The organism is Streptomyces sp. NPDC107559 (genome assembly GCF_055657365.1).
This window is the reverse complement of the sequence record NZ_JBVKBD010000008.1, coordinates 210,534-225,776: the sequence shown is the minus strand read 5'-3', so window position 1 is coordinate 225,776 and position 15,243 is coordinate 210,534. Positions and strand designations below refer to the sequence as shown.

At 69.7% G+C, this 15,243-nt stretch carries 12 protein-coding genes; 6 read left to right on the top strand and 6 right to left on the bottom strand.

What is annotated here, in order from left to right; genetic code table 11:
• Positions 1 to 131 precede the first annotated feature (131 nt).
• Positions 132 to 749: a TetR/AcrR family transcriptional regulator gene (locus ACZ7OY_RS24380; RefSeq protein ID WP_471913316.1), complete on the top strand. Its 618-nt coding sequence runs from the start codon at positions 132 to 134 to the stop codon at positions 747 to 749.
• 276 nt (positions 750 to 1,025) lie between these two features.
• Here ACZ7OY_RS24380 and ACZ7OY_RS24375 read toward each other — a convergent pair whose 3' ends face one another.
• The 3 genes from ACZ7OY_RS24375 to wrbA all read right to left on the bottom strand — a co-directional run bounded on the left by ACZ7OY_RS24375 (position 1,026) and on the right by wrbA (position 2,592).
• Positions 1,026 to 1,397 (bottom strand): nuclear transport factor 2 family protein, encoded by a 372-nt coding sequence (locus ACZ7OY_RS24375; RefSeq protein WP_471913315.1) that lies wholly within the window; start codon positions 1,395 to 1,397, stop codon positions 1,026 to 1,028.
• An 86-nt stretch (positions 1,398 to 1,483) separates the two neighbouring features.
• Entirely contained in the window at positions 1,484 to 1,777 is a 294-nt protein-coding gene (locus ACZ7OY_RS24370; RefSeq protein ID WP_471913314.1) for a muconolactone Delta-isomerase family protein, read from the bottom strand.
• 200 nt (positions 1,778 to 1,977) lie between these two features.
• Entirely contained in the window at positions 1,978 to 2,592 is a 615-nt protein-coding gene (wrbA, locus tag ACZ7OY_RS24365; RefSeq protein ID WP_471913313.1) for an NAD(P)H:quinone oxidoreductase, read from the bottom strand.
• Positions 2,593 to 2,856: 264 nt separating this feature from the next.
• Between wrbA and ACZ7OY_RS24360 the strand changes: the two genes are divergently transcribed.
• Both ACZ7OY_RS24360 and ACZ7OY_RS24355 read left to right on the top strand, forming a co-directional pair.
• Positions 2,857 to 3,162, top strand: coding sequence for a hypothetical protein (locus tag ACZ7OY_RS24360; RefSeq protein ID WP_471913312.1), 306 nt, complete (start codon positions 2,857 to 2,859; stop codon positions 3,160 to 3,162).
• 172 nt (positions 3,163 to 3,334) lie between these two features.
• Positions 3,335 to 5,830, top strand: coding sequence for a SpoIIE family protein phosphatase (locus ACZ7OY_RS24355; RefSeq protein ID WP_471913311.1), 2,496 nt, complete (start codon positions 3,335 to 3,337; stop codon positions 5,828 to 5,830).
• Between the two features lie 197 nt (positions 5,831 to 6,027).
• Here ACZ7OY_RS24355 and ACZ7OY_RS24350 read toward each other — a convergent pair whose 3' ends face one another.
• Positions 6,028 to 6,981 carry an NADP-dependent oxidoreductase gene (locus ACZ7OY_RS24350; RefSeq protein ID WP_471913310.1) on the bottom strand — a complete coding sequence of 318 codons (954 nt, stop codon included), beginning with the start codon at positions 6,979 to 6,981 and terminating at the stop codon, positions 6,028 to 6,030.
• Between the two features lie 70 nt (positions 6,982 to 7,051).
• Here ACZ7OY_RS24350 and ACZ7OY_RS24345 point away from each other — a divergent pair, with 70 nt between their 5' ends.
• A complete protein-coding gene (locus ACZ7OY_RS24345) occupies positions 7,052 to 8,074 on the top strand; it encodes a GlxA family transcriptional regulator (protein WP_471913309.1) in 1,023 nt (340 codons plus the stop codon).
• Between the two features lie 392 nt (positions 8,075 to 8,466).
• Here ACZ7OY_RS24345 and ACZ7OY_RS24340 read toward each other — a convergent pair whose 3' ends face one another.
• Positions 8,467 to 9,036 carry a TetR/AcrR family transcriptional regulator gene (locus ACZ7OY_RS24340; RefSeq protein ID WP_471913308.1) on the bottom strand — a complete coding sequence of 190 codons (570 nt, stop codon included), beginning with the start codon at positions 9,034 to 9,036 and terminating at the stop codon, positions 8,467 to 8,469.
• A 148-nt stretch (positions 9,037 to 9,184) separates the two neighbouring features.
• On the opposite strand from ACZ7OY_RS24340, the gene ACZ7OY_RS24335 reads away from it, so the two are divergent.
• Positions 9,185 to 11,401: an MMPL family transporter gene (locus ACZ7OY_RS24335; protein ID WP_471913307.1), complete on the top strand. Its 2,217-nt coding sequence runs from the start codon at positions 9,185 to 9,187 to the stop codon at positions 11,399 to 11,401.
• Between the two features lie 140 nt (positions 11,402 to 11,541).
• A complete protein-coding gene (locus tag ACZ7OY_RS24330; RefSeq protein WP_471913306.1) occupies positions 11,542 to 13,710 on the top strand; it encodes an ATP-binding SpoIIE family protein phosphatase in 2,169 nt (722 codons plus the stop codon).
• Between the two features lie 355 nt (positions 13,711 to 14,065).
• Here the strand turns inward: ACZ7OY_RS24330 and ACZ7OY_RS24325 are convergent, their stop codons facing one another.
• Complete coding sequence (locus tag ACZ7OY_RS24325; protein ID WP_471913305.1) at positions 14,066 to 14,476, bottom strand: lamin tail domain-containing protein; 411 nt, start codon at positions 14,474 to 14,476, stop codon at positions 14,066 to 14,068.
• Between the last annotated feature and the right edge of the window lie 767 nt (positions 14,477 to 15,243).

Sequence of the window (15,243 nt, the reverse complement as noted above, 5' to 3'; positions counted from 1 at the left end):
GACAAGCGCACCGCCCGGCTGGGGGCGGACCCCCGATACCGGAACATCGGACCCAGGCACTGACACCGTGATCGCCGAGGTGTGCCGAAGGGAATCACCGCGAGATAGTTGATCGGTCGTATACTTGTGGTATGGGACGGACCAGCGACGCCAAGAGCAAGATCCTTTCTGCCGCTCACGCACTTTTCGAGCAGCGGGGCTACTCAGCCCTGGGCGTCGCCGAGATCTGCAAGGCAGCGGGCGTTCCCAAGGGGAGCTTCTACTACTTCTTCGACTCCAAGGAGACCCTGGCTCTTGCCGTGATCGACGAGCACTGGGCAGCCGAGCGGCGCGACTGGGAGCGCGTTCTGCACAGCGACGCCGAGCCCCTGGAGCGGCTGCGGCAGCTGTTCGAGGCGACGGAAGCAGTACAGCAGGCCGCCCAGGACAGCTGCGGCGCAGTCGTCGGGTGCATGTTCGGGAATCTCTCCCTGGAGATGAGCAACCAGGCCGATACCGTGCGCGGGCGCCTGCAGGAGATATTCGAGGTTCAGGTGGAGATGGTCGAGGCGGTGATCGTCGCGGCTGGGGAGCGTGGGGACGTGGCCGTGGCCGACGCCCACGACGCCGCCCAGTCGATCGTGGCGCAGCTCGAGGGCCAGGTGCTCTTCGCGAAGCTGTACAACAACCCGTCCCGACTGAACAGGCTCTGGCCGAGCAGTCTCGCCCTGCTGGGCGTTCCCGATCCCCATGTTCCGGTCCGCACCTGACGGGGGCCTTTCCGGCCTTCCGTCGGTGAGGGTCGCGCTCTCATCGGCCCGGGAGAGGGCGAATTGCCGTAGTCGGCAACCACCGTGGCGGCGTCGGTGCGGTACCCGCGCGTGGGCCGTGGCACACCGTTGCGTTCTTCCCGGCGGGCTTGGAGGTGCGGGCAGAGGCGCTGCCGACGGCGAAAAGCAGTACGACGCGGTTTCCCGCCGAACGGCGGTGCCGGCTGCACAATATGCTGCGCACCGGCTCACCGTGTCCGGACATTGGCCTGTGTGTCAGTCGCGCCGGGCGACTTGGTAATGGCCGATGCACCACTCACCCGCGAGACGTCTGAGGACGACGCCGAGGGTGACCGCAATCGTCGGCCGGTCGGTGAAGGCGAAGTCGACGCTGAGGTATCCCAGCAGGACGTCCTCGGCAAGTGCGCGGGTCTCGAGCACCTCGTACTCCGCCACCAGGCCGAGCGGCTGGGAGGCGTAGTACTGGGCAACCCCCGCACGTCCGACGCTGTAGGGCCGCAGCCCCTGGAAGATCGCGTCCTCGGTGAAGCATGCGGCCACTTCTTCGGGCCGGTGCGCGTCGACTGCGCCCTTCCATCGGTCCATGACACCGCGCAGGGCCGATCGCTGCGCTTGCGTGTTCTCCATCAGTAGCTCCTCGATGCGCCGACACGTGCCGGGCACCGTGCTCGGCGGCGAATCGGCCGCCCTGTCGGTGCCGCGCATTGCCCGATTCAGTGCGCCGGGCTCGGGTCGTTGGGGTGTGATTCCAGAGGGGTGATCACTGCGGTCATCCAGGGCCACAGGGGCAGACTCTCCAGAACCCTCTCCCGCAGATCCGTCTCGTCCTCGGCACGCCACACCCCAATGCTGCGAAGCTCGCCCACCGGGCGCCACAGCCGGAGCAGGCGTTTCTGGGTTGCCAGTTCCTTGGCCCGTACGGATTCGGCGGCGCGTCGCCTGTCGACCTCCGCCGGCTCGGTTCCGTCAGGCACAGTGGTGGTCAGCTCGACCAGATATTCCTTCATGACCTCTTCCTCCACGGATCGGTCCCGGTGGGTGGCAGCAGGACTGTCGCCCGTCGGCAGACCCTTCGATGCCCGCGGGCCGGGGACGGCCCGCGCGCTCACGAAAGGCGGGGCGGGGTCGGGCGGCGGGGTGCCCTCACCTCCCCGACGCCGGGGAACGGCCCACTCGCGGTGACCCGCCGGCACCGCGAGCCCGGACCTCAGGCGGCTGTCTTGAACGCACCGGCGAGCCTGACCACGCGCTCGGCCTGGATCCGGGCAGCGGTACGGGTGACCTCGTCCACGGGATTCGCGCCCTGGCCGTCGACGTGGGAGGTGCCGTAGGGGTTGCCGTCCACGAACTTGTGCGGGTCCGTGAAGCCGGGGGTCACGGTGATGCCGCCGAAGTGATGGATCGATGTGTAGAGGGAAAGCAGGGTCGCCTCCTGCCCGGCGTGAGCCGTGGCACTGGAGACGAAGCCGCTGTAGATCTTGTTGGCGAGCTTGCCCTGGGCCCACAGGCCGCCCAGCGTGTCGATGAACTGCTTGAGCTGGGCGGAGACGTTGCCGAAGCGGGTGGGCGTACCGAAGATCACGGCATCGGCCCACTCGACGTCCTCGGCGCCGGCCTGGGGCAGGGCCGCGGTGGCCGCGTGGTGGGCGGCCCAGGCGGGGTTGGAGTCGATGGCGGCCTGCGGGGCGAGCTCGGCGACCTTCAGCAGGCGGACCTCGGCACCCGCCTTGAGGCCCGCGTCATGGAGCTCCTTGGCTATCTCGGTGATCGTGCCGGTGGACGAGTAGTAGATGACGGCGAGCTTGACGGGGGTGGTGTCCATGGATCTGCTCCGTTCGGATGGGATGGGACGCGGTGGCTAGTAGCCGACCGGTCGTCTATTACGAAACTAGGTGCCGCCCCGGTGAGCGTCAATCCAGCCGGCCGTGAGACACGGCACACGGCTCTCGGCGCCGCTGAGAGGGGCGGGATCGGACGATCTCCGCCAGGGGCGCCCCCTGGAAGGCGGTCCGCAGGCGGCTCCGGGTGCGATTCCCGGGACCGCCGTCGGCTGCCCGAGCACGGCGGGCGAGGTCTCCAGCCATGGGTGCCGCCGTCCGGCGACGGCTCGACGAACCGGCCGGACCGGCACCCCTCCCGGAACGGCAGGCTCGCCCGACCCGCCCACGGCCCCCACCGCCCACAGCTCGGCCACGCCGTCGTGGCCGCCTCGCGCAGCATCACAGCCTCCGACGACCGGCACGTCCTGACCGTGCAGGGAGACCTCACCGATCCCGACACCGCCAAGCGCGTCGCGAAGGCCGCGATCAAGCGCTTCGGCGTGCCCCGGCGCAATGCCCGGCCGACCGTTCAGGGCAGGAGGCTGGCGTGGCAGGCGTACGGCGATCTGTGATCGAGCCCTACACGTTCCCTGCCGCAGTGCTGTCACACAGTCAGCGCCCGTTCGGTCGATAGTGCAAAAGGGCCATATCCCCCCGGCGTCACGCCGCCGGAATTCCTAGCCGTCCAAGGAGGGCAGCACTATGACCACAGCGGCTTTTGGCACGGTGGTTCTAGGTAAAGCCATGGCTACTGCCGATGTGTCCGACACGGCGATCGCTTTGCTGGACGACCGGGGAAGGGTGGTCGGATGGACACAGGCCGCCGAGCAGCTTGTCGGATACTCCGCCCGAGAGGCTGTGGGCCGGACCGCGGACCTCGTACTGCCGGAGTTCACGCAGGTGCCGACGACATCCGGCTTCGCCGAGCAGTGTCACGTCCGGAACGGCTGGTCCGGCACGACAGAGGTGCGCCACCGCGACGGTCGCGCGCTCGATGTCTGCCTGCGGATCTCGATGCTGCGGGGAATGGAGGGAGCGCTGCGCTGGCTCGTCTCCCTGACGGACGCCGGCGTACTGCATGGGGACGGGCTGAACGAAGCGGTGCGAGGACCGCTCATCGCCCGCACGCCGATCGGCATCGTCATCCGGGACCCGCAGCTACAGTGCACCTGGGCGAACGACGCGATGGCGAGCCATGACGGTACTCCGCATGATCAACGGCTCGGACGCTGGATCCGCGACTCCCAGCCCGACCACAGCGCCGACGTGTTCGAGGCGCTGATGAGGCAGGTACTGCAAAGCGGTACCACCAAGGTTCACGAGTGCCGGATGTGGCAGCCCACGAGCCTGGGTGAGGAACAACCGTTCTCGGTTTCCCTCCACTGCCTCCTGGACGCCGACGGCCAGGCGCTGGGGGTGTGCGTGATCAGCTCCAGCGTCATCGAGAACCAGCAGGCGGGCGAGCGTCTCGCCCTTCTCGGCGAGGCCGGCGCGCGCCTGGGCAGCACCCTGGATGTGATGCAGATCAGCCAGGAACTGGCCGACCTCGCCGTACCGCTGCTCGCCGACTATGTCGCCGTGGACCTGGAACAGTCGGTCTCGTTCGGTGAAGGCCCCCCGGTCGGCATCGGTGCCACGGGAGAGCGCATCCCCGGCCTCCGACGTGCCGGCCTGGCCTCGATCAACCCCGGGGTCCCCGAATCTCCATGGGTGCGGGGTGAACTGGTCCTCGCCCCGCCGGGCTCGCCCCTCAGCGCGGTCCTGCGTGCCGGGAAGTCCCGCCTGGAGCCGGTTCTGCCCACCGCTCCGGGCACGTGGATCGACGATGTGCCGGGGCTGGGACACCGGATCCGCGAGAACGGAATGCACTCCCTCATGGTCGTGCCCATCCGTGCACGGCGCTCCCTGCTGGGCGTGGCGCTGTTCGTGCGCACAAAGAATCCCGTGCCCTTCCAAGACGCCGATCTGGTGCTGGCCGAGGAGCTCGTCCACCGCGCAGCGCACTCACTGGACAACGCTCGTCAGTACACACGCCAGCACACCGCCGCGCTCACCCTGCAACATCACTTGCTGCCGCACCGTTTGAGGGGTGGCATGGCGGTCGAGGTGGCGTCGCGTTACCTGCCCGCAGACGCGGACCACTGCGTCGGCGGCGACTGGTTCGACACCATCCCGCTCGCCGGCGCGCGCGTGGCCCTCGTCGTCGGTGACGTGGTCGGCCACGGCCTCCACGCCGCCGCGACCATGGGCCGGCTGCGTACCGCCGTCCGCACCCTCGCCGACATGGAACTACCCCCCGCCGAACTGCTGGCCCACCTCGACGACACGGTTCAAAGGCTCGGTGAGGAAGAGTGCGACCGCCCTGAACAGATTCCCGCGGTGACGGGCGCCACCTGCCTGTACGCCGTCTACGACCCGGCTACCCGACAGTGCACCATGGCGTCGGCCGGACATCCGCCGCCCGCGATCATTGACGCGCAGGGCCGTGTCGTCTACCCCGACCTCGCCGCCGGTCGTCCCCTGGGGGTGGGACTCGGGGACCCCTTCGAGTCCGTGCAGCTGGAACTGCCCGAGGGGAGCCTCCTCGCCCTCTACACCGACGGTCTGGTCGAATCGCGAGACCACGACATCGAAGAAGGAATGCACCGACTGGGCGGCGTGCTCGCGGAACCCGGCCGATCGCTGGAAGAACTCTGCGACATCGCGACGCAAAACCTTCCGGACCAGGCGTTGTGCGACGACGTCACCCTCCTCCTCGTCCGCACCCGCGCGCTGAGCCCGAGCCGGACGGCGTCCTGGACACTTCCCTGCGACGAGACGGCAGTCCGCAACGCCAGGGACCTCGCGGCACAGCAGCTGATCGAATGGGGCCTGGAAAAACTCGAGGACGCCACGAAACTGATCGTCAGCGAGCTCGTCACCAACGCCGTCAGCCACGGAACCGGACCGATCGGGCTGCGGCTCATCCGGCACCAAGTCCTGACCTGCGAGGTGTCGGACACCGATTCCTGCACCCCGCGGACGCGTCTCGCAGGTACCACGGACGAGCACGGCCGCGGTCTCTTCCTCGTCGCCAAGCTGTCCCACAGGTGGGGTTACCGCCCGGCACCGGGAGGCAAGGTCGTCTGGGCGGAGCAGGACCTCCCTGGACATCCGGCCCGGGACCGGCGCCCGCCCGACCAGAAACCATCCACACCGCTGTCCATGGGCGTGGAGACCACAGGGGCAGTCGCCGCGTGATGACCGGCCGGGGTCTGGGCTCGTGTCGGCGGCCGCAGGCTCCCTGCGGCCAGGTCAGCGGCGGTAGTCGCCGCGGTGGCCGTGCCAGCCAACGCCACGGTGGCCCCTGCCGCCGTCGCGGTGGTAGCGGTCCCAGGATCTCGCCGCCGACCAGGAACGCCCTTCTCGACGTACCAGGCGGCAGGGTCGGCGCGCCGTCAGTCCACCACGAGGACGGTCTTGCCGGCGCTGGACCGGGTGGTCTGCGCGGTGGCCGCCTGATCCAGGGAGAAGGTGGCCGAGACGACGGGCGTGAGTCGGCCTGCGGAGGCGAGGGCAGCCAGTTCGGTCATGCCGAGCCGGTCGGCCTCGACGAACAGCCCGGCCAGGCGCACTCCACGCTCCGCCGCTACGGCAACGGCCGGGGCGAGGGTGGGAGGCAGGGTGGAGACGAGGATTCCGCCGGGCTTGAGGACCTTGACGGCCTGTGCGGGGTAGTCGCCGCCGACGGTCTCCAGTACGACATCGAGGTCCTTGGCGACCGCGTCGATGCCGGTGGTGGTGTAGTCGACCACTTCGTCGGCGCCTAGACCCCGTACGAAGTCGGCGTTGGCCGGGGCCGCCACCGCGATGACGTGGGCGCCGCGCGCCTTGGCGATCTGGATCGCGAGATGGCCCACACCACCGGCAGCACCGTTGATCAGTACGCGGCTGCCCTGGCCGATACCGGCGGTTTCCACCAGCGCCTGCCAGGCGGTCAGACCGGCCATGGGCACGGCGGCAGCCTGCACGTGGTCGAGGCGCTCCGGCTTGGGGACGAAGGCGCGCGCGGGGGCGGCCGCGTACCGGGCGTAGGCACCGTGACCGTGCGGGAAGGGCAGCATGCCGAAGACCTCGTCGCCCACCTTGTGCACGGTCACGCCCATGCCGACGGCGGCGACCGTGCCCGACACATCCCAGCCGAGCACGAAAGGCGGCCGGCCGAGGAACACGCCCGAGGCGCGGTTCATGGCGTCGACCGGGTTGACGCCGGCTGCGTGCACCCGCACGAGGATCTCGCCCATCCCCGGGGTGGGGCGGGTGAGGAGGACGGGCTTGAGGACCTCAGGGCCGCCGAGCGTGTCCTGGCTGATGGCGTGCATGGTGTCGGTGGTCTGCGTGGTGTTGTTCATGGATCCCATGCTGGGCTCGGAATCGTCTTCCGAACATGGCAGATAGGTCATGAGCCGATAGAATTCTGCCATGCATGGTTTGCAACCCTCCGAGGCTGCCGGTACGTCGCCGCATCGCGTCGCGGTCCTCGCCCTGGATGGGACGTACCCTTTCGAGCTGGGCATTCCGGCGCGCATCCTCGGTGCAGCCGACGGCCACTACGACATTGCCGTCGTCTCCGTCGACGGACATCCGGTCGAGACCAACGCCGGGTTCACCGTCAGTCCGCGCTGCGGTCCGGAAGCACTGGAGTCGGCAGACACGGTCATCGTCGCGCCGGTGGACCCCGCGGCCCTGACCCGGGAACTGCCCGGCGGCGTCGCCGCTGCCCTCGCCCGCATCCGGCCGGGCACCCGTGTCGCCTCCATCTGCACCGGCGGGTTCATCCTGGCTGCGGCGGGCCTCCTCGACCGTCGCCCTGCCACCACCCACTGGGAGTGCGCCCCGCTGTTCCGCGCCTGGTACCCGCACATCCGCCTGGACGAGGCTGTCCTGTTCGTCGACGACGGCGACGTCCTGACCTCTGCAGGCGCTGCATCCGGCATCGATCTGTGCCTGCACCTCATCCGCACCGACCACGGCACTGAACTGGCCAACCGCGCCGCCCGCCGCTGCGTCGTCCCTCCGTATCGCGACGGTGGGCAGGCCCAGTACATCGAGCGGCCCGTGCCGGATGACCCACGGACCTCGACTGCCGCCACTCGCCAATGGGCACTCGCACACCTCAGCGAGCCGCTCACCGCACCACAACTGGCCGCCCATGCCCATATGAGCCTGCGCACGTTCGCCCGCCGCTTCCGTGACGAAACGGGTCTGCCGCCGCGGCAGTGGCTCATCAAGCACCGGCTCGACCATGCCCGGCACCTCCTCGAGACCAGCGACTTGACGGTGGAACAAATCGCGGCCCAGGTCGGCTTCGCCACCGCCACATCACTACGCCAGCACCTCAACGCCGAACTGGGCGTTTCTCCACTCACCTATCGCCGCACCTTCCGCTCCGCGGCCGAACGGCCCGGGACGCAGACGTTGGCCGTACAGCCCCTCAGCGAATGAGAATCACGGGAAGGGGGAGCTGGAACGATTGCGGGGTGACCAGCAGGGCAGCCCGAGCGTGGTGATCACTTCACTTCCCGGCTTCCGGGCGATGCGGCGTATGAGCGTGAGCAGCCGGTCAGCGCTCCCCCCTCCCCCGCCTGTCGAGGACGGCAAGGATCGGCTGCCCCAGGCTCCCACCTCACGCCGCCCCCGCGCCCCCAGGAGCGGCCGCCGGCCCCGCGGACCGCTTCCCGCGCATGCGGGGATCCAGCGGGTACATCGTGGACGGCATCGGCGGACTGGGGCGCTGCTACAGGAACGGCCCATGGGACCGTCTACCGCCAACGGTGTCGTCCAGCGGACGTGACCCGACCCGCTTCGGGCCGGACAAGGGATGCGGCAAGGGGTGATCAGTCCGACTGCAGGGAGGCGGCTGCGGCGCGGATGAAGGCCATGGCGGTCTCCAGATCACCGGGCTCGGATCGGTGCATCAGTTCACCGATGACGCTGGCCACCGTGGCGGCGAGAATGCGGGGGGCGAAGTCGTCGGGGCGCCGGCCCTGCTCCTCGGCCAGGAGGCGCGCGCCGTTCTGGATGACGTCGGCCAGGCGCCCTCCGCACAGGCCCTTGAGCTGCGGATTGGCTTGCAGCATGCGGTCGTGGAGCCGATCGGACTCGTCCCGCTCGTCCATCTGTCGACGCAGCCACTGCTCGACGGTGTCGAGGATGCCTTGGCCTTCCGGTCGCGTGTGCAGCGTCTGGTCGAGTTCGTCGATGAACGCGTTGAAGTGCGCCATCGCCAGTTCGAGCTTGGACGGGAAGTACAGCGTGACCGTGCGCGGCGACACCTCGGCCGCCTCGGCGATGTCGGCGATGCTCGTGGCGTCGAAGCCCCGCTCGGCGAACAGTTCGTAGGCCGCGGTGAGGATCGCTTCTCTGCGCCGTGTCTTGCTGCGTTCCCTGAGGCTGTCACCCACCATGCCGCAAGTTTACCATCGCTTGCTAATTTACAGTCGATAGTAAAATTACGTTACGCTGCAATCCGTGGGGCGTCGTCGCCGCCCGCCGACGGGCCTCCTCGTCCCGGCTCCCCTTGATCGCGATCTCGACCGGTTAGGACATGCATCGATGGCTTCACGCCTGTACGCCTGGGCGCGCTGGACGGTTCGCCGCCGCCGCTGGGTGATATCCGCCTGGATCCTCCTGCTCGCCGTCGTCGGCGGACTGGGGGTGTCCCTGCACGGCAAGACGTCCACGGAGTTCACGGTCCCCGGCGTCGAGTCACAGCGGGCGCAGGATCTGCTCAAGGAGAAGTTCCCGCCGGCGGCCGGCGGTGTCGTACGGATCGTGGTCGCCGCACCGAAGGGGGCGACGGTCACCGGCCCGGCACAGCAGAAGGTGCTGGACGACGCCCTGCGCAGGGCCGCCCGGGTACCCGGCGTCGTCGCCGTCTCCCAGCCCGCCACCAGTGGTGCGGTCTCGGCCGACGGGACCATCGCGTACTCCGACGTGCGGTTCGAGCAGGAGGCCTCGAACGTCCCGCAATCCGCCAAGGACGCGCTGTCCACCGCGATGCAGCCCGTCCGCAAGGCCGGGATGCAGGTCGAACTCGGCGGCTACGCCATGAATCCGCAGACCAAGGCGGGCGGCCCCGCCGAACTGGCCGGCGTCGTCATCGCCTTCGCGATCCTCGCCGTCGCCCTGGGCTCCCTCGTCGCGGCCGGGCTGCCGCTGGTGAGCGCACTGGTGGGAGTGGCCGTCGGCGTGCTCGGCACGATGTTCGTCTCCCGATTCGTGACGATGACCGGCACCGCGACCACCCTGGCACTGATGATCGGCCTCGCGGTCGGTATCGACTACGCGCTGTTCGTCATCTCCCGCCATCGCGAACAGCTCGCCGATCCGGAAGCCGACTGGGAGGAGTCGATCGCACAGGCCACCGCCACGGCCGGCAGCGCGGTCGTCTTCGCCGGAGCCACCGTCGTGATCGCACTGGCCGCGCTGGCCATCGCCGGCATTCCCTTCCTCACCGTCATGGGCCTGGCCGGCGCCGCAACCGTGCTGATCGCCGTTCTGGTCGCCATCAGCCTGCTCCCGGCCGTGCTCGGCGTGTTCGGGGAGCGGATGCGCCCGCGCCGACGCGAGCGGCCGGACAATCGGCAGGGGCGCGCTCCGGGCTCCTGGGGACTGGCGTGGGCGCGCACGGTCACCCGCGCGCCGGCCGCTGTGCTGCTCGTCGGCGTCGTGGGCCTGCTGGCCGTCGCGCTGCCCGCCCGGGACCTGCGCCTCGGCCTGCCCAGCTACGCCTCCCAGCCCGACACCAGCACGCAGCACCGCAGCTACGACCTGCTCACCAAGGGCTTCGGACCGGGCTTCAACGCCACGCTCACCACCGTGGTCGACACCGGTCACATCCCCGAGGACCGGCGGCAGGCCACGGTGACGAAGCTGCGTGACGCGCTGGCGGCCGACAAGGACGTGACCGCCGTCTCGCCTCCGGTGTCCAGCCCTGCCGGCGACCTCACGCTGATGGCCGTCGTCCCGAAGTCGAGCCCGGACGTCCAGGCCACGACGGACCTGGTGCACCGCCTGCGCCAGAACGCCGCGGCGGTCGCCGCCACCGGCGGCACCCTCTACGTCACCGGGCAGACCGCCATGGCCATCGACGTCGCCGGCAAACTCTCGGACGCCCTGCCCCTGTTCGTCGCCGTCATCGTCGTCCTGGCGCTGATCCTGCTGACCATCGCCTTCCGGTCGGTACTGGTGCCGCTCAAGGCCGCGCTCGGCTTCCTGCTCTCGGTCGGCGCAAGCCTGGGCGCCTCGGTCTGGGTGTTCCAGCAGGGCCACGCGAACGGCCTGCTGAACGTGGCCGCCACCGGCCCGGTCCCCAGCTTCCTGCCGGTCCTCCTCATCGGCGTGCTCTTCGGGCTCGCCATGGACTACGAGGTCTTCCTCGTCAGCCGGATGCGCGAACACCACGAACACCACGGGGACCCGGCCGAGGCGATCGCCCAGGGCATCGCCCGCAGCGCGCGCGTGGTCGTGGCCGCCGCACTGATCATGGTCGCGGTCTTCGGCGGCTTCGTCTTCAACGAGGACCCGATCATCAAGTCCATCGGCTTCGCGCTCGCCTTCGGCGTGTTCGTCGACGCCTTCGTCGTCCGCATGACGCTCGTACCCGCCGTCATGGCCCTGGTCGGCCGGCACGCCTGGCGCATGCCCGGGTGGCTCGACCGTCTGGTGCCGGACGTCGACATCGAGGGCGCACGGCTCCCGGCCCTCGCCCCGGCCGAGCCCGGCACGCCGGAAAGCCGGACGGACCACGAGCTCGCCGTCCGGATCTGACCTCGTCCCCAGCGACGGGCGGGCCCGGCCACCCTCTGACGGGAGTGGCCGGGCCCGCCCGTGCCCCCTTACGGGCAGCCGACCGTCGTGCACGCTTCGGCCGAACGGAGCGAAAGGCGGGCATCCATTACATTCAAGTCATGAGGACCGACGTCGACTCCTTGCTGCGCGAGATCGCCGTCCGGCTCCGGCCGCGTATGGACGAACTGGTCGACGCCCTGGTCACGAGCATGCGCGAAGAGGTTCCCTCGGTATGGGCTCACGACGACCTCACGAACCTGGCCAGGCTCGCCGCCCAGCAGCATGTCGACACCGTACTTATCAACCTCGAACGTGGATTCGACATATCCGGTATCCGGGCTCCGAAGGCCGCCATCGATTTCGCCACGCGCCTCGCCGAGCACGGAGGACAGATAACCGGCCTCCTGCGCGCCTACCGGATCGCGCACCGCACCGCCCTCGGCATGGTGCGGGAAGAGGCGGCACGCCTCATCACCGATCCAGAGCTGCGGGACACGGTGACCATGGCCCTGGTGGAGGGGTCCTTCGACTACATCGACCTCACCTCCCAACGGGCGGTGGCGGCATTCCAGCACGCGCGTGACCACCGGCTGCAGCGGCGGCTGATGGTGGTCAACGAGGCCAGCCGACGGATCGGCACCAGCCTGGACATCGCCCTCACCGCTCGGGAACTGGCCGAAGTGGGGACCGAACATCTGGCCGACTGCGTCACCGTCGATCTCGTCGACGCCGTGCTGAGCCAAGAAGGCCCGGCCCCGCCGCAGGACGCCCTGGTGCTGCGGCGCATCGCCCAGCGCTCCGTGCTCGAGAGCTGCCCGGAGACGCTGCTGCCGCCCGGCAGCACGCACAGCCTCATGAAGGGATCCGGTCCCGCCGACGCCTTGGCCACCGGCCGCCCGCTGCGCCATCGCATCACCTCCGCCGAAGCCCCGGCGTGGCTCGCCGACTCCGAGGCCCACAGGCCGTACTCCGACAACTTCGGCGTCCACTCGATGCTGCTGATCCCGCTGTGGGCCCGGGGCAGCCCCCTGGGCATCGCCCAGTTCTTCCGTCACCGTGACGCCGCACCGTTCGACGACGACGATCTGTTCCTGGCCCAGGAGATCGCCTCCAGGGCAGCCGTGTACATCGACAACGCCCGTATGTACACCCAGGAACGCGCCACCGCCCTGACACTCCAGCGCAGCCTGCTCCCGAACAGCGTGCCCCGGCACGGAGCCGTCGAGACGGCAGTCCGCTACCGGCCCTCCGGCGCACGAGCCGGCGTGGGAGGCGACTGGTACGACGTGATCCCTCTCTCCGGGGCCCGGATGGCCCTGGTCATCGGAGACGTCGTCGGCCGTGGTCTGTACGCCTCGGCCACGATGGGGCGCCTGCGCACGGCCGTGCGGACGCTCGCGGACATCGATCTCATGCCCGACGAACTCCTCACACACCTCGACGACGTCGTCATCCGGATGCAGCACGAGGAGGGTCAGGACCTCGAAGGGATCAGCGCCACCTGTCTCTACGCGGTCTACGACCCTGTGACGCGGAACTGCTCGCTGGCCAGTGCCGGACATGCGCTGCCGGCCGTGGTGCCGGCGACGCCCGACAGCCGCCCCAGCGACCCGCGGCCGGTGCATTTCGCGGACGCGCCGATCGGCCCGCCCCTGGGGCTGGGGGGACTTCCCTACGAGACCGCGCAGTTCGAACTGCCCGAAGGCAGTCTTCTCGCCCTGTTCACGGACGGCCTCATCGCGAGTCCCGGCCGTGATCTGGACCGCGGACTGGCCACACTGCGCGACGTACTCGCCCGGGCGGGCTCTTCGCTGGAAGACACCTGCGACCGGCTTCTGGACAACCTGCTTCCGTCCCGGCCCGCAGACGACGTGGCCCTTCTCCTGGCCCGTACACATGCGCTGGGCGCCGACCACGTCAGCACCCTGGAGCTGCCGTCCGATCCCTCGGTGGTCTCCCGGGCGCGGGCACACGCAACCGCCCAGCTGGCCGCCTGGAGCCTCGACGATCTGGCCTTCGGCACCGAGCTCATGGTCAGCGAGCTCGTCACGAACGCGATCCGCTACGGACGAGCACCCATCAGCCTGCGGCTGATCCTCCAGTCCACGCTGACCTGCGAAGTCGCCGACGCTTCCGGCACGTCACCCCACCTGCGCCGCGCCAGGACCTACGACGAGGGCGGCCGCGGCCTGTTCCTCGTCGCCCAGACGGCCGAGAACTGGGGAACCCGCTACACCCGCGACGGCAAGGTGATCTGGGCGGAGCAACTCCTTCCGGAAGCCTCCTGACCCCGACTGCTCGAGCACCACGGCGGAACCCAGCCCAGTCAGGACCGTTCCTTCTTCGCTTCGCCTCGGTAATCAGCTTCCGGGACGGTTGTCCGGCGGTCGGGAACGGCAGCCCGGCCCTGCGGGCGTCCTCGCGGGCGCGGATCGCGTCACTGCGGACGGCGTACGGCCGTCCGATCACGCTGCCGTCCTCGCAGACCTGCGCATCCCCTCGGAGCCGCGCCTTCAGCCGGCGCAGTCTGCGGATCACCCGGCGCCGTCGGGCGTGCCGGGACAAGAAAGCGGTGGTGCGCTCCTCACCGGGAAGGAGCGCACCACCTGAAGGGGGCGCCGGGAAAGGGGAAACCGGGCCCTATCAGCGGCGGTGGTCGCCGCGGTGGTCGTACCAGCTGCCGTCGCGGTGGTGGCCGTACCACCCGCCGTGACGGTGGTTGTGGCCCCAGGACTCGTCGTCGACGTAGCGGCCCCGGTCGTTGTACAGGGTCGCGGTGTCCTCGTCGTTGTCCCAGATGTAGTTGCGCCGGTCCTGGTAGACGTCGGTGTCGGTGTCGCGGCCGACGCCGGTGTGGACACGGACCGTGTCCCGCCCGCCGAGCCAGAAGTCGCCGAAGGTGTAGGTGTGGCCGTCCTCGTCCGACAGCATGTAGCCGTCCAGGTCGACCGCCCGGCGGCTGGTGTTGGTGATCTCCACCCACTCCCTGTTCAGCGAACGGTTGGAACGGTCGTCACGGCCCGGCGCGTCGGCCTGCACGTCCGAAATCTCCAACCGCGCACGGTCACCCCGCCCCGACTGGTGGTGTTCGGCCGCCGACGCCGGCAGCGCCGCCGCCCCCATACAGGCGGCCGCCACGGCTGTTACAGCACCGAGACGACGGGCGGTGGCGGAAAGGGAAGCAGACACAAGGTCCTCCTTCGCGAAGACGTACCGCACACTCGAAGGCGCCACGGCAGGAAAGCCGCAGGCCACCCGAGGTGTGTGGTGTGGGTGTGCGACCGTTCGGCCGCACACCCACACCCTGCAAGCGGACCCAAAAAGTCACGAGGGTTGCCCAGCGCGTGTTACAACTTGTCCACATATACGTGACTGTCGGATGCATCACCCATCCACCGCAGAAGGGCGCGCGGTTGACGCCCCCGAATCTCCAACTTCCTTCCCAAACCGGGCAGATGGCGCTATCGACCCGGACCGCAGCAACCCGGCCCCGCCACGGGGTCACCCGAAAGTGGGTAACGGCCGTCACCCGGGTTTGCGGAGCAGGTGCCTGCTGCAGCACGGATCTCGGTAGGGCGTCAGAACGACCCACTCACCGCGGTGATTCGGCCTCCCGCTCCCCCACCCCTTGCGCACAGCTCACCTGGGCGAAGCGGTACCACCTCGATGCCGAGCACGGGCTCAGGGAGCGGTTCGCTCGATAGCGCGGCGGCCTGAAGCCGGAGCGGGGTCCGGCGCTGACCGCTGCGGTTCGTGCTCGTTGGTGTCAGCCGCTGGTGTCAGACGCCGCATGCAGTCGTGACAAGGCCGACTTCGCCGCT